Source organism: Bradyrhizobium altum, from assembly GCF_020889705.1.
Taxonomy (GTDB): domain Bacteria; phylum Pseudomonadota; class Alphaproteobacteria; order Rhizobiales; family Xanthobacteraceae; genus Bradyrhizobium; species Bradyrhizobium altum.
Genome location: NZ_JACMYP010000236.1, coordinates 1 through 13,728 on the forward strand (window position 1 = coordinate 1; position 13,728 = coordinate 13,728).

The following is a 13,728-nucleotide window of genomic DNA, read 5'->3' on the forward strand; positions in this document are numbered from 1 at the left end:
CACTCGTGGTCGCGGCCGCCGTCGGTTTTCGCGGTGAGATTAGCTTCGACGCGTCGCGCCCGGACGGCACGCCGCGCAAGCTGCTCGATGTCGGCCGGCTGGCCAGGCTCGGCTGGCGCGCCCAGACCTCACTAGAGGACGGCATTCAGCTGGCTTACCTGGCGTATCTCGCCGACAGCGATGGGCGGCACCGGAGTGATCTGCTTGTTCCTGATAAGGGGCCGGTGCTACGATCAATCGGCGGTGGATGTCCCAGCCTCGCGCACTCGCCGCTCACGTAACGATCAATTTGCCTCGCAGTTGACAAACGTTCTTTGTCAACACCGCACTCAGTTGGACACCAAAACCCGAGTGACGCGGTGTATCCTAGCCACGACGCAGCCAGCCCATTTGCAGTAAACGGAGAATGGTCATGATCGAGACGTGCTGCCATCAAGCTGGGAGCACATCGATTCTAAGCCTCTAACGCCGACCGGCGGCCGATCATTAGTTGAAAATGTGATGGTATCCCTTTCCTCTCGATCAGCGGCCTAGCGATGGTCTGTCATCATCATCCGCGCCGACAGCGTAGCGATACACATAAGCGCGCCTAACATCCCGAACGCCAAGGGCAAGCCAACCATGTGCGCGACGAACCCGATGCTGGCGGGACCGACGAGTATACCGGCATAGCCGGCTGTCGTGATGACCGCGATCGCAAGCCCTACTGGCATCACCTTCTGTTTGCCGGCGCGTCGACACAGTACGGGTACAACGTTTGAAATACCCAATCCGATAAGCAGGAAACCCGCCATAGCAATCAACGCAACCGGCGCGGCCACCACAGCAAAAAAGCCTGCCACGATCGGCAGAGTCTCGAGCATCAATGTGGCGCGCTCGCCGATTCGTGCCACCACGGCATATCCGCAGAGACGTCCTGCCGTCATTGCGATTGAAAAGAGCATACAACCGAGGCCCCCATGCTCCTCCGGGAGAAGATCCCGCCCAACAAGAAGCAAAGCGCTCCGATCGAGCATTGCACCTTCGACAAGAAAGGTGATAGCCGCGAGCACAGCTACCAGCAATACGCTGCGATGGGGCAAGACAAACAACGGGCCCTGTTGCCTCGAACCCGTCGCAAGCAACCCCGGCCAGGCCGACACAATCGCGATCGTCATTAACGCCGAACAGACCAACGTCGAACAAAGCGGGCCAAGCTGCAGCGAGAGGAACGAGGTCACGGCGGCAGAGCCGGTGAATTCCCCAATGCTGTACCGGGCGTGGAAGCTGGACATCAGGGGACGGCCGGTGGCGCGCTCCAATTCAATTGCATGAATGTTCATGGCCACATCGATCGAGCCGAGCGCAACGCCGACAGGGTAGCACCGAGCCTGAGAGGTGTGTCGGCAATTGCAAGCCACGGCAGGATGAGCGCGAGTCCAAGTCCACCCGCAAGGATGATGGGCTTGCTGCCGTTCCGCGCACTCGACACGCTGGTAAAAAGCATGGCGATGACGGATTCCGTTCCGAGACAGAGCAGCAGAAGACCAAGCATGCGATCATCCACCGCGAGCCGTTCCTTGGCGAGCGGGACCAATGGCGCCCAGGCCGCGAGGCCGAAGCCGGCCACAAGAAATGCGAGCCGCGTCCCAAGCAGGCCTGCTGACCAATTGGCAAATGGTATCACGCGCACTCCTGAGAGAACGGGCTCGCGAGCGCGGCGTCCCCATCCTGCGTGCGTCGCCTGCAAACGGCCCGCGGCTCGACGATGCCGGCCTCAAGTTGATATTCTTCATCCCTGCAAATGCGATGCCGTCACAAAGACTGGAGCGTCACAGGGCGAGCGATAAATTGGAATGATCGTCGAGCACGCTAGATGCGGGGTTCGGCTAATCTTTCCCGGATAAGCTAGCCATTGAGCGGTGACAGTTTTTGCTGGTCTGCGACAGCCGGGGCGCGGCTCACCATGGCTCTGTCGTAAAGTCTACAAAGCCGATGGCGCGCGACACCTCTTTGTACTTGGCGCGAACACGGCGTAAGTTTTCCGACAACTTTCGGAAGCTGCCATCACGAGCAACCGCGCTGAGTCGCGAGATCAATACAACGAACATCATCAGGACCGCAATTAGGCGCAAGCCGTCAATGTCGGTCCGTATTTTTGATATCCGATTATTCCCGGTTTCAGGCAGCCAGGTGGTTCCCCGCGCCCCACTTGATGTGTTGTATCTCGAGTGACCGATTGTTCGGTACCAGCGCTCGCCGCCGACGACCATAGCCACTTCGAGTGGTACTGCCATCATCGTCGCCGCCTAAGCGGCGGCGTCGGTCAGGTCAGGGGCGCGCGCGCAGACGTGACCATGGGTCATCAAGGTTGCGGCAGATTCTGACCACTCGCTTAGCAGTTCCGGTCGTCTTCACCATGGCCGCCGCCGTGGTCAAGCGCAGAGGTTCAGCAGTTGCTCTTGTTCTCGACTCCGGTCGTATAACAGAAGCCGGCCTGCACTTCCCAGCACCCGACTACGGTCACTCAGCCGATACGTGCAGTTTGTTTTCGGTTTGTCGATTGATGGTCTTCGTGTCGAAAGCCGGTAAGTGCGTCGCTCATGGATGCGGGGGCTCCTGACGACCGTTCCCGGCCCTTTCGCCCACGAAACTGAACTGTATCAACCAATCCTAAGGCGGTTCAAACCAGCGTTCATTCCTTTCAACAAGCAACGCAAGCGTCAGACGGAAGCAAATAATTCTCCTTCGGCGAGCTCGAGCTTGGGCCTTGCGCTGGCCGTGAATGTCCGGCAATTCGCCTTGGCGGAGCAGGAGCGGATCACTGATGTGTTCTCGCCGAGCACCTATGCGTGAAGATCTCAATGCGGAACGGAACGTGAAGGCGGGTCCAGGCCGCTTCGCTCACCACACCGGCGCGTGAAGCGGTCGTATTTCTTGACGATATGTCCTTCATCGCGGACGAACGATAGGTCGTGCGAAGCAGCAGCCCGGGATTATCCGTCGGTCTCGTCACAAGCTAAAGCCCATCAGATTCACGCGGTCGGCGCGCAATGCCCCCATCTAGAATAGCATCGAGCGAACCTAGATAGATCTTGTCGTCATTGCTTAGCCACCTGATCATCTGCAGCGCCGATGAGGTCGAGCTCAACGCCGTTTTTCGCGTGGCCGGAGCTCGCATCGGCGCGGTGATCAGACGCGATCGTAACATAGACCGCCGGCAGCACGAAGATCGTGAACAGGGTGCCGATGGACATGCCTGCGACGAGCACGAGCCCAATCGAGAAGCGGCTCGCGGCACCAGCCCCCGTCGCGGTCAGAAGGGCAAAAGACCCGCGACCATTGCCGCCGTGGTCATCAAGATTGGACGAAGTCGGACGCGCGGCGCCATCTCTATAGCCGAACGACGGTCGAGTCTCTCCTTGAGCTGCAACTCATTGGCGAACTCAACCATCAGGATGCCGTGCTTGGAAATTAACCCCGCCAGTGTCAACAGCCCGACTTGGGTATAGATGTTCATCGTCGCCGAGCCAAAGAATAGTGGGATCAAGGCGCCGACTATTGCCATCGGCACGCTGATCATGATGATTAAGGGATCGCGCAGACTTTCGAACTGCGCCGCAAGCACCAAGAATATGATGATGAGTGCAAATGCAAAGGTGACGGGCAGCTGGTTACCCTCGCGCACATACTGGCGAGCGTCAGCGAGGAAGTCGTGGCTGACGCCTGCGGGCAGTTTCTTTGCCTCCGCTTCCAGGAAGTCCACAGCCTGACCGATCGTGACGCCGGGCATCGGCACGGCCTGAAAGGTCTCGCAGTTGAGCTGGTTTTAGTGGGTGAGCGCGTTCGGATCGGTCGCAGTCTCGATGGAAACTACGCTAGACAGCGGGAGCATCGAGCCCGTCGCGGTCTTCACATAATAGCTCCCGATTGCTTCCGGCGCCAAGCGTTTCTCGCGCGGCACCTGCGGATCACCTGGTAGGAGCGGCCCTGCAAATTGAAGCGGTTGATGTAGTTTCCGCCGAGCAAGGTTGGCGAGCGCGTTACCGATGTTCTGCATGGTGACGCCAAGATCGTTGGCCTTTGATCGATCGATCTTGATTCGTACCGCTGGCTGATTAAACTCGAGGTCGGAGTCGCTCACCAAGAACAGACCGCTCTTGCGCGCCGCATCCTTCAGCTTCGACATCTGCTCATAGACGGATTGGAAGCCTAGCGTCGAATTGATCAATTGATCACCATCTGCACTGGTAGGCCACCCGAACCGCCCGGAAGCGGCGGCAAGCTAAAGGCAAACGCGTTAATGCCTTCAATTTTAGATAGCTCGGTCTGGACAAGGGACTTTAGCGCGATCGATGACCGCTTGCGCTCGTCCCATGGCTTGAGCAACGTGCCGGCCATGCCACCCTGAGAGCCGCTAACCCCGTTGAGTACGAAGCTCAAATCGGTCTCGGAAAACTTCTGAAAGACTTTTTCGAGCTTGGCGCCGTAATAGTCAAGGTAGTCGATATTGGCGTATTTCGGCGCCTTGGTTAGTGCGAATACGATACCTTGATCCTCGTCGGGTGCGAATTCTTTGGAAGTATGCATATAGAGAAAGCCGACGAGGCCCAACATGGTCACCGCAAACAGACCAGTAATCGGCCGATAGTCGAGCGAGCGATTGAGCTTGCGGCCGTACCAGCGTGTCATGGCGCCGAATCCGTGGTTCACAAATCTTGCAAACTGCCCCTCCTCAGCACTCCTCAAGAAGAGCGAGCACATCATCGGCGACAGCGTCAAAGCGATCACGCCCGATACGATCACCGCTCCTGCCAGCGTAAACGCGAACTCGCGGAACAGCGCACCGGTGGGGCCGCCGAGAAATCCAATTGGGGCGTATACGGCGGCCAACGTAATCGTCATGGAGACAACTGGGCCAACAATCTCACGCGCGCCCCTTGTCGCTGCCTGCAGGGGCGGCGCCCCCTCTTCTAAATGGCGATGAATGTTTTCCACCACGACGATCGCGTCGTCGACCACGAGACCGATCGCGAGCACCATCGCAAGGAGGGTCAGGAGATTGAATGAAAACCCCAGCGCCAGCATCAAGCTGCAGACACCGACGAGCGACAACGGAATGGTGACGACAGGAATGATGACCGACCGCAGCGACGCCAGGAACAGGAAGATCACCACCACAACGATCACGACGGACTCAATGAGGGTCTTTTTTACTTCGTCGATCGACGATTGAATGAATTTGGTGGAGTCGTAGGCCACTTTCATATTTATCGACGGTGGCAGGTTGCGCTCCATTTCCGGAAACAGCGCCCGAACGCCTCGCACTATCAGCGGATTGCCTTGCGGGCTCGCCTGCACGCCGATGAAGACCGCGTGCTCGCCGTTCATGGCCACACTGACGTCTGTTGTCTGCGCGGCAAGCTCAACTGTCGCAATGTCCTCGATGCGTACAAAGCCGCCGTCATTGGCTTTGACGATCAAGCGCTTGAAGTCATCGACACTCCGAAGATCGGTGTTTGCCGTGACGTCGGAGATGGTAAAAAAGCCCTTGGTCTGGCCGGCCGCGGCCTGGAAGTTGTTGGCGGTGATCGCGGCCGAAACATCAGCCGGCGACACGCCGTGCCCCGCCATTTTCGCAGCATCGAGCCATAGCCGCATCGCGAAACTCTGTCCGCCAAGGACGTCTGCCGCTGCGACGCCATCGACGGTTGACATAACCGGTTGCACGACACGTGAGAGATAGTCCGAGATCGCGCTGGACGTCAGTTCCTTGCTGGAGAATGCGATATACATGACGGCGGTGGTTTGACCGGTTGATTTGGTGACGACCGGATCGTTTGATTCCTTCGGGATTAAATATTTGACTGAGTTGACCTTGGAGAGCACTTCGGTGAGCGCCTCGTTGGGATCGAAATTGAGCTTGATGTAGACTTGAATCGTCGAGATACCAAGCACCGATGAGGATGTGATGTAGTCGACGCCCTCGGCGGACGCGACTGCCTGCTCCAGCGGAGTGGTGATGAACCCCTGGATCATGTCGGCGGAGGCGCCAGGGTAGGAGGTCGCGATACTGACGACCGTATTAGACAGCTTGGGATACTGCCGGATCGGTAGAACGGTGGCCGCACGAAGACCAATAAGCAGGATCAGGAGACTGACGACGATAGATAACACCGGACGTCTTATGAAAAGCTCGGTAGATCCCATCTCGGCTCGCATTCGAGAGGGTAATGCTAATTCGCTGGCAATCGCTTCAGCTACTGCAGCTACCGCGGCTGACGTCCGTAGCATGAGGGAAGCGGGATCGGCTGTTAGAAGCCACACACGTTCCTAGGCAGAGAGACCTCACTCCTCCTCTTCTCCATGTTGTTGCCTAGATGAATTCTGGTCGCGATCTCGGATCGCGGCAGGATTTTCTTAAGATGAAGACCCGTCTCGTTTTCCGGAGCAATCGGCCAGAGGTCACTCAGGGTGCGGAGGCGGGCTCACATACCCATTTATTTTTCTTGCTCACGCCTGAATGGACCGCAGGGACTTCCAGCAAGCAGTCAAGTCAGCTTGCGGCCTCGCGCCGACCCGTATATCGAAGGATCCAGTTTCGACATCGAAAGTACAGACGACCCGACGGGGGGCTCACTCTACAAAGGTAAGCAGGCAATATAGAATGAGCTGCAAAACTTATACCAAGGTTTGTGAAACGGAAACGCTGGGTCGCAGCGGTGCGAGACTTGTGACGTTGTACGAAGCACAAAGTTCTCGGTCGGTTTTGACTCGCATGCGCGGACCATAACTCGGCGGAGTGGCCGAAGCGCTGACGACTCAACCATGTGATCCGAGGTGTGTCGCCTCGACGGCGCAATCCGACGAAAGCTTGGGCGCGCAAAGCCGATCTAAAGCGCGCGATCTGCAGTTATTTCCAGCGTTGGGGAGCGTCACGACGCTTCGCCGGTCTTTGACAAGGCCACACAAAGGCAGATGTGGCGGCAAGTTTGTCATCGCGGGTCACAGCTCGACGAAGTTTTACTGAAGCAATTCGTCGCGGGCACGCCCGAATGGAATCAAAAGTCGGTGCACCGCGCGAAGCGCAGGCTGCGAGCAAGCCCCTATTCGCTTGAAACGATGGGATTGCCGAATTGCTAGCCAACCTGTAAACGGTCTTGGCCCGGCGGCGCGGCCGCCTTATGGCGGTGGGGGCCCGTAGCTCAACGGTTAGAGCCGGCCGCTCATAACGGTCTGGTTGCAGGTTCGAGTCCTGCCGGGCCCACCAATATTTTCAGTGTGTGGTAGGTCCGCTTTAAGAACGACTCGTTCGGGAGGAACGACTCGATACCGATCTCCAGGCATGACTCGATTTTCATAAGTCATTGCCAGATCATGTCAAATCGGGAGAAAATCTCGAACCCAAACATTAACGCTGCGCTGATTTCACCGTGAGTACGGTAGGCGATTTCGCTGTGATCGCAACTATGGTCAGCGGCCGCTGGGCCGTCGGCTAGTCCGACGGCGCTGATCGCGATGCGAAGATGGAATTGCCGCTGCTGCTGGTAGTGCCGGAGATGATGATGCCGGTGACGATGGCCGGGACGATCATCATCGACATGCCGACGAGCAGCAGCCCATGCTGATCATGTGGCGCCGATGATCGGCACCGGCTAAGCGGCCTCTCTGGGTCCCCTTCGCACATGCCGACGATGATGACCATCGTCGGGTCGCTGGCATTTCCGGCGCCTACTCTCGAGCAGCATCCAACTCGGCCAGCCGCTCCAACGCCTGGTCTAGCGACCGGTCGTCCGTCTCGGTCTGCGCCCGCAAGACGTCGCGGTCCAGTTGGTAGACCAAGTCCGCAAGATTCCGGTCGTTCAACGAGGGAACCAGGTCGAAGGCCTCGTTCGAACACCAGAAGCGAGACACCGTCTTCACCGTAAAGCTTGAACGCCTCGGTCGTCTGCTTCGGCAGCTACCGTTCGTAGTCCCGCAATGGACCCGGAACGCACCGTCGTATTTCCTGAGAGCTAGGCGGTTGCTGAATAGACCTTGATAGTCCTCGTCCCGTTGAGCTCGAGATCGCACCTGACGGGCCCGTTCGTAAACTGCACGTCTGACTGCTTGAAGAGCGTCCAACTCCGCCGCGGCGGCGTTGCCGGCGAACGCTAGCCCGCCGCCTTTCGCGGTTCGCGCTAGAAAGCCTCGCTTCTCGGATAGGCGGCCCTTGTAGACCTTTTGAACGTGCAAGCCTGCCAAACATCTACGACCGTGCGCGAGCCGGTCGTCGAAGAAGCTGGGCCGGCACCTTCTTCAGGCTCGGCGGATGATAAGCCAAAACTGAATGCAACCCGGTGTCGTATGCTGTGGCCAGCTAGTTCCGATGGCGCCAAGCTCAGCGGGTAGCCAGCGAAGACTTCGGAACGTGGCCGGGATCTAGAACCGGGCTCATCTCCTCGATCTTGGCATCGATCTTACTGAGAACAGCGGCCGGCACGACATCCCGCTCTGGGAGTTGCCACCAATGGTCGTTCACCAACGATACGACCTCCTCGACGGCCGAGATGACCGCCGGCTCGGGTAGCCGCGCGCGATTGGCGAACTTTCGCCAGCGGTCCGGAGTAAGCGCTTTGAAGGATTTCTCTCCTCCCAAAGAGAGGGCCATATCGTCCTTCGGAAAATAGGCGGTGATCGATAGGACGTCGTACACGGGGGCGATGACCGGAGTGCAACCATCACCTGGGTATATTGTGGACCAATTCTTCAAGTGCATGTCGCCGTTGCCGACGAGCGCGGCAAGTGCCAGTCGGCGAACGAATTCGAGTGCGGCGTCGGTCGAAACCGCCACGTTCAGCGCGGAGGCGATGTCGTGGTATGATGCATCATCGTATTTTTTGGATGGCTGCCGGCCAAAGATCTGAGCGAAGTCTTCGACGTGAATTCGGGTACCTTTGGGGCCACGGTCGAAACGCTTCACCAGCAAGACCTTGCCAGTCGACAGTGTATTGAATTCTTCGGGAATTCCCTGGAAATCGGATTTCTCGACAAGCTCGCGTTCCGGCACATCCATTCCGAGGATTTCGGACAGCGCCAAAATGGCGAACTCGTTTTCCGACAAGCCGACAAGATTGGTCGAGGGGAATTTTGCGATGTACTGACCTTGCTCGTCGCCGATGGGCAAAGTCAGTCCGCCACCCTTGCCCGTATTTTTCATCACGGAGAGCTTCATCTGAACTCCCGCCAAGGAAAACCGCGCTTTGATCTCACGTGGATTGTCTTGCACGGCTATCGTGGTGCTGCCGTCGCTCGGCACGACGCGCACTGCACCTGGCAGGTCTTCGCCAAGCGCCGCGAGGAGGTCGAAATCGTTTCCTTGCCTCACTGCTCCCGCGTGGTGCTTTACCATCGCCTCGCGAAGCTTGTCTTCGGGCAACATATTCGCGAAGAACGCGGGCAGCATGTGTGCTGCGGGCTTCGGATCCTTACGAAGGCCACCATCGGCGGAGCGGAATGAAAGGCTCAATATCGGGGGTCGCGCCATGGCTCGATAGGCCGGATCAAGACTGAAGGCGTTGAAATCGCCCGGCGTACGCACGAGCGTTCCGACCTTGAGGTCTTTGAGAAACACGTCCAGCGACTGGATGGTGTTAGGAGCGCGGACGTGGCTACTCATCATCATCGTCATCCGTATCGGTGGTGAACGCTGGTCGGTCTTCGTCTTCGGACGGCCGAAGCAGTGCGTTGACGCCTGGTACGATGGCCTGTGGGATCAGCATTAGCTCCATGCCGAGCGCGCGCGCGACGTTAATCAGCGTGTTCGCCCGCGCAGCGGCGATGCCTTGCTCGATATCGCAGTAACGCGGCCGAGAAATGCCTGCGCGTTCGGCCACCTGCTCTTGAGTTAGGCCCGTTTGCTTTCTTGCATCCCGGAGGAGGCGTCCTAGCTGTTGGGTTGCTTCTGAGCTTCGTTCCATGATGCGTTTACGTACCTTTTTTCTTCAAAAGATACGGTAAGGTATCATCTATTGCCACCCAGTCAAAGGCTTGGATCTGTTCACGCATCACGGAACAGTAAAATGATCCGCAAACGTATCTCTATGGCGAGGCGGTTCTCCAACGCCTAAAGCAATCTCGACCAGCGCGGGGCGAACCACCGCGTCCGCATGAGCTTCCACGGTACGCATACGACGAAGACCGCCTGATTGACGCATGCGCGCGGGCACAGTGAGATCTATGATCGGTTGGGTGATGGTCAGGCGGCCTGCTGACCGACGGGCTTATCGGCCTGGCGCAGGAGCTTCCATTCCCAGGGCAGCAGTTCGTGCAGGCGCGACGCGGGAAGATCGGCGATCCGGGCGAGGACCTCGGCGAGCCAGGCCTTGGGATCGACGTCGTTGAGGCGACAGGTCGTGATCATCGTCAGCATGATGGCGGCACGGTCGGCGCCACGCTGGCTACCAGCGAAGGTCCAGTTGCGCCGTCCCAAGGCGATGCCTCTCAATGCGCGCTCAGCGCAATTGTTGGTCAAGCAGATCCGGCCATCGTCGAGGAAGCGGGCGAAGTCATCCCAGCGCCTGAGCATGTAGTTGATCGGCTTCAGGACCTCGGAGGAGCGCGACAGGGTTTCGCGCTCACGCAGCAACCAGGCGTGCATATCCTCGAGAAGCGGCTTGCTCTTCTCCTGGCGAGCGGCGCGCCGCTCGTCGGCGCTGCGGCCGTTGATGGCGCGCTCGATCTCAAACAACGCATCGAGGCGTCTGACCGCCTCCAGCGCGATCGGAGAGACCGGTTTGCCCTTCTTACCTTCCCGGGCATTTTTCTCGATGTCAGCCAGCTCGAAGAAGCCCCGCCGCGCATGGGCAAAGCAAAACGCCGGCGTCATCGGCAGCTCTTTCCGCTGCGGGTCGAACAGCGGCTCGAAGCCGCTGTAACAGTCGCACTGCAGGATACCGGCGAAGGCGGCCAGATGCTTCTGGGGATGCTCGCCTCGTCGGTCGCTCGAGGCGTAATAGACCGCCGCCGGCGGCGCAGGCCCGGCGAAGGGCCGGTCATCCCGCACATAAGTCCAGATTCGCCCCGTCGTGCACTTGCCCTTCGCCAGGATGCGGATGGTGGTGTCGTCGCCATGAAGGCGCTCGGCCGCAAGCACATGACGCTCGATCAGCTGGAACAGCGGCATGACGGCGAAGGTTCCGTGGCCGACCTGGTCGGCCAGCGTCGATAGCGGCAAATCGATCCTCTCGGCCTTAAAGCGCACGCTCTGGCGATTGAGCGGGATATGCATGCCGAACTTGTCGAACAGGATCGTCGCCAGCAGTTGCGGACCAATGAAGCCGCGCGGCGTGGCATGGAACGGTGCCGGCGGCTGGCTGATCTTCTCGCAATCGCGGCAGGTGAACTTCTCGCGTACCGTCTCGATCAGCTTGAAGCGCCGCGGGATCTCCTCCAGCGTCCCGGTCACATCCTCGCCCAGCTTCGCCAGGCGCGATCCACCACAGCAGGCGCAGGTCGCTGGAGCCTCAATGACGACGCGCTCGCGTTCGATGTCGTCCGGCCACGGCTTGCGCACCGGCCGCTTGCGCATGAAGGGGCGGACGTTCTGCGTCTTCGCCGCTGCGGACTGCGCGGCAAGCTCATCCTCGCTCGCTGTGGTGACGAGCTCTTCCAGCTCCAGCTCCAGCTGCTCGAGCAGCCGTGCCGTGCGTTCGGAGCGTTGCCCGTACAATTCGCGTTTGAGCTTCTCGATCCGCAACTCGAGATGCGCGATCAGCGCCTCGGTATCCGACAGTTGCGCCTGCGCATTCGCGGCTTGTGCCTGCCAGTTGGCAGCCACCGCCTCAGCTCGCAGCCGTGCCTCACGCTCGGCCTGCAGCGCCGCCAGGGCACTGACGAGGTCCGATGGAAGATCGTCCGGCTTCGATACCATGAAGCCATTGAATCAGATCAAGCAGCAGATTCAAACCGTAAAAGCGGCTATCCGACCCGCGTCGGCCGATGGGTTTCTTGAGGGTTACGCCAATCGATCCCGGACAGCAGATAGCTCAACTGCGCCGGCGAGATCGTTACCGATTCACCGGCAACCGATGGCCAGATGAACTTTCCTCTCTCGAGTCGTTTGGTAAACAGGCAGGCTCCCTGGCCATCGTGCCAGATCGCCTTCACAAGATCGCTGCGGCGACCGCGGAAGACGAACAGATGACCGCTGAGCGGGTCTTTGTGCAGCACCTCCTGCACTTGGAGTGCCAGCGACGGAAAGCCTCTGCGCATATCCGTGTAGCCTGTCGCGAGCCACACTCGCACATTCCCCGGTATCGCAATCATCGGCGTCCAAGCACATCGAGGACCCGCGCCAGCGCCTCCGGATCGACGTGCGCATCCACCCGGATGCACCGTCGGTTGCCGAGATCGATCTCTATCAATCCAGTACGCGCGGCTGCCACGGAGCGAACTCGGCCATCAACCGTAGGCAAAAGCTTCGGAGTTTCCTCAGCCGATGCCGCTACGGCCGCGATCTGCACCGGCGTAAAAGATGGTACAACTTGTTCCGATGTCCGTGCTTGTCGACGCCAGGTAAACACCAGGCTGGCCGCTACTCCGTTGCGACGCGCAACCTCAGTCACCTTCGCGCCCGGCGCCAATGTCTCCTCGACAATCCGTGCCTTGTCGTCCTGCGACCAGCGCCGCCGCCGCTCCAGCCCGCCCAAAACCTCGACCCGCATCGCCTGATGACCTTAAAGCTAGACTTAAGGCCACACGCTTCGCGAATTACCACCCGTCACGCAAGACGGCCCCCGTCGGATGCGTACCTTCCACGGCTCCCGCCGCCCAGCCAAAACGGCCGTCGAGGAAGTCTTCGACGGCGTCGGCAACACACCAAGTTCAAGGATTTTTTCATATTTTTTCAAGTGCAGGCAATCGGTCCGCCGCGGGCGGTTTTGCCCCAGAGCAGATCCGCGCTGGTTACCTATGCCGGTAACTTAACTTCGGTCAGCCTGCCCAATTTATCGATGAGTTCATCCTGAAAGCTCGGATCGGTCGCCTCATTGGCCGGCTCCTGCTGCTGGAGGCGATGCCAATAGCGGCCGCTAACTAGCGCGGCTGGATCGTCGCTCACGGCCAGCCAGGATTGCGTCTTCTGACCCGTTTCGACATCTACCGGGGCGCCCGTGCCACCCATCTTCGTGCGCGCCCAGCCTGGATCGACCGCGTTGCTTAGGACGCTTGGCCAGCGTCGCGCCAGCGCGACGAGGTGAAGCTTGCTCTCGGCGTAGGCCCTGGCCGAATCCCAAGACCTTTTCGTCCAATCAAGGTCATCCAACGAGCCTTCCCCGCCACGATGCAGCCCACTGCTAAGATAGACCAGTCTAGCGGGGCGCTCGATCAGTGCCGTCAGCAAGTAGGGTGCAAGAGTATCGATCGCCAACGTCCCGGCATGGCCTTCAGGAGTCGAGCCACGACTCCGCTGTGTGTAGACGCCAGCGTTATGGATGATCGCATCCATGCGCCCGATCGCGTTCACCTGGTCCGCGATGCCTTTGGTCTCGGCGCCGCTCTGCAGGTCCCGACCACAACTCGTTCGGAGCGCAACGCGAGCTCTCCGACGGCTGCGGCGCGATCTGCCGTTTGCGCGTGCAGCACCACTCGATGCCCCTTATCGAGAAGCGACTGCGCCGCCGCCCGGCCGAGACCATCCGTACTGCCGGTAATGAATACGATCGCCATGCGCTGCCCCCCCGGATGTTTCGGAACGCACTCTACAGCACC

9 protein-coding genes, 1 tRNA gene and 4 pseudogenes are annotated in these 13,728 nt (G+C 59.4%); 2 read left to right on the forward strand and 12 right to left on the reverse strand.

The features are described from left to right. Nucleotides 1-281: pseudogene (locus H8B02_RS37035) on the forward strand (hypothetical protein); the annotation flags it as partial. Nucleotides 282-530: 249 nt separating this feature from the next. Here the strand turns inward: H8B02_RS37035 and H8B02_RS37040 are convergent. From H8B02_RS37040 to H8B02_RS37055, 5 genes and pseudogenes are all read right to left on the reverse strand, one after another. After that, nucleotides 531-1,666 (reverse strand): annotated as a pseudogene (locus H8B02_RS37040) (MFS transporter). 274 nt (nucleotides 1,667-1,940) lie between these two features. Further along, on the reverse strand, nucleotides 1,941-2,276 hold the full coding sequence (locus H8B02_RS37045; RefSeq protein ID WP_229170735.1) for a hypothetical protein: 336 nt from the start codon (nucleotides 2,274-2,276) through the stop codon (nucleotides 1,941-1,943). Nucleotides 2,277-3,080: 804 nt separating this feature from the next. Further along, nucleotides 3,081-3,251, reverse strand: coding sequence for a hypothetical protein (locus H8B02_RS37050; protein WP_229170736.1), 171 nt, complete (start codon nucleotides 3,249-3,251; stop codon nucleotides 3,081-3,083). Nucleotides 3,252-3,295: 44 nt separating this feature from the next. Next, nucleotides 3,296-4,168: pseudogene (locus tag H8B02_RS48245) on the reverse strand (efflux RND transporter permease subunit). Nucleotides 4,169-4,206: 38 nt separating this feature from the next. After that, nucleotides 4,207-6,156 (reverse strand): efflux RND transporter permease subunit, encoded by a 1,950-nt coding sequence (locus H8B02_RS37055; protein ID WP_312001507.1) that lies wholly within the window; start codon nucleotides 6,154-6,156, stop codon nucleotides 4,207-4,209. Nucleotides 6,157-7,173: 1,017 nt separating this feature from the next. Between H8B02_RS37055 and H8B02_RS37060 the strand changes: the two genes are divergently transcribed. Continuing rightward, nucleotides 7,174-7,249, forward strand: a tRNA-Ile gene (locus H8B02_RS37060). Nucleotides 7,250-7,474: 225 nt separating this feature from the next. On the opposite strand, the gene H8B02_RS37065 is transcribed toward H8B02_RS37060, so the two are convergent. From H8B02_RS37065 to H8B02_RS37095, 7 genes and pseudogenes are all read right to left on the reverse strand, one after another. Then, entirely contained in the window at nucleotides 7,475-7,684 is a 210-nt protein-coding gene (locus tag H8B02_RS37065; RefSeq protein WP_229170737.1) for a hypothetical protein, read from the reverse strand. A gap of 675 nt (nucleotides 7,685-8,359) precedes the next feature. Beyond that, complete coding sequence (locus H8B02_RS37070; protein ID WP_229170738.1) at nucleotides 8,360-9,637, reverse strand: type II toxin-antitoxin system HipA family toxin; 1,278 nt, start codon at nucleotides 9,635-9,637, stop codon at nucleotides 8,360-8,362. Further along, nucleotides 9,630-9,938: a helix-turn-helix domain-containing protein gene (locus H8B02_RS37075; protein WP_229170739.1), complete on the reverse strand. Its 309-nt coding sequence runs from the start codon at nucleotides 9,936-9,938 to the stop codon at nucleotides 9,630-9,632. Before H8B02_RS37075 ends, H8B02_RS37070 begins: the two co-directional genes overlap by 8 nt. 278 nt (nucleotides 9,939-10,216) lie before the next feature. Beyond that, nucleotides 10,217-11,890, reverse strand: coding sequence for an IS66 family transposase (gene tnpC, locus H8B02_RS37080; RefSeq protein WP_229170740.1), 1,674 nt, complete (start codon nucleotides 11,888-11,890; stop codon nucleotides 10,217-10,219). Between the two features lie 47 nt (nucleotides 11,891-11,937). Then, nucleotides 11,938-12,258, reverse strand: coding sequence for an IS66 family insertion sequence element accessory protein TnpB (gene tnpB, locus H8B02_RS37085; RefSeq protein ID WP_430642467.1), 321 nt, complete (start codon nucleotides 12,256-12,258; stop codon nucleotides 11,938-11,940). Between the two features lie 23 nt (nucleotides 12,259-12,281). Continuing rightward, nucleotides 12,282-12,683, reverse strand: coding sequence for an IS66-like element accessory protein TnpA (gene tnpA / locus H8B02_RS37090; protein WP_028340772.1), 402 nt, complete (start codon nucleotides 12,681-12,683; stop codon nucleotides 12,282-12,284). A gap of 245 nt (nucleotides 12,684-12,928) precedes the next feature. Continuing rightward, nucleotides 12,929-13,686: pseudogene (locus H8B02_RS37095) on the reverse strand (SDR family NAD(P)-dependent oxidoreductase). Nucleotides 13,687-13,728 lie beyond the last annotated feature (42 nt).

Bases quoted from the DNA above. Each gene is read 5' to 3' on its own strand.
- H8B02_RS37045 (WP_229170735.1), bottom strand. From the start codon at position 2,276: ATGGCAGTACCACTCGAAGTGGCTATGGTCGTCGGCGGCGAGCGCTGG.
- tnpC (WP_229170740.1), bottom strand. From the start codon at position 11,890: ATGGTATCGAAGCCGGACGATCTTCCATCGGACCTCGTCAGTGCCCTG.
- tnpA (WP_028340772.1), bottom strand. From the start codon at position 12,683: ATGCGGGTCGAGGTTTTGGGCGGGCTGGAGCGGCGGCGGCGCTGGTCG.
- H8B02_RS37065 (WP_229170737.1), bottom strand. From the start codon at position 7,684: ATGGTCATCATCGTCGGCATGTGCGAAGGGGACCCAGAGAGGCCGCTT.
- H8B02_RS37070 (WP_229170738.1), bottom strand. From the start codon at position 9,637: ATGAGTAGCCACGTCCGCGCTCCTAACACCATCCAGTCGCTGGACGTG.
- H8B02_RS37075 (WP_229170739.1), bottom strand. From the start codon at position 9,938: ATGGAACGAAGCTCAGAAGCAACCCAACAGCTAGGACGCCTCCTCCGG.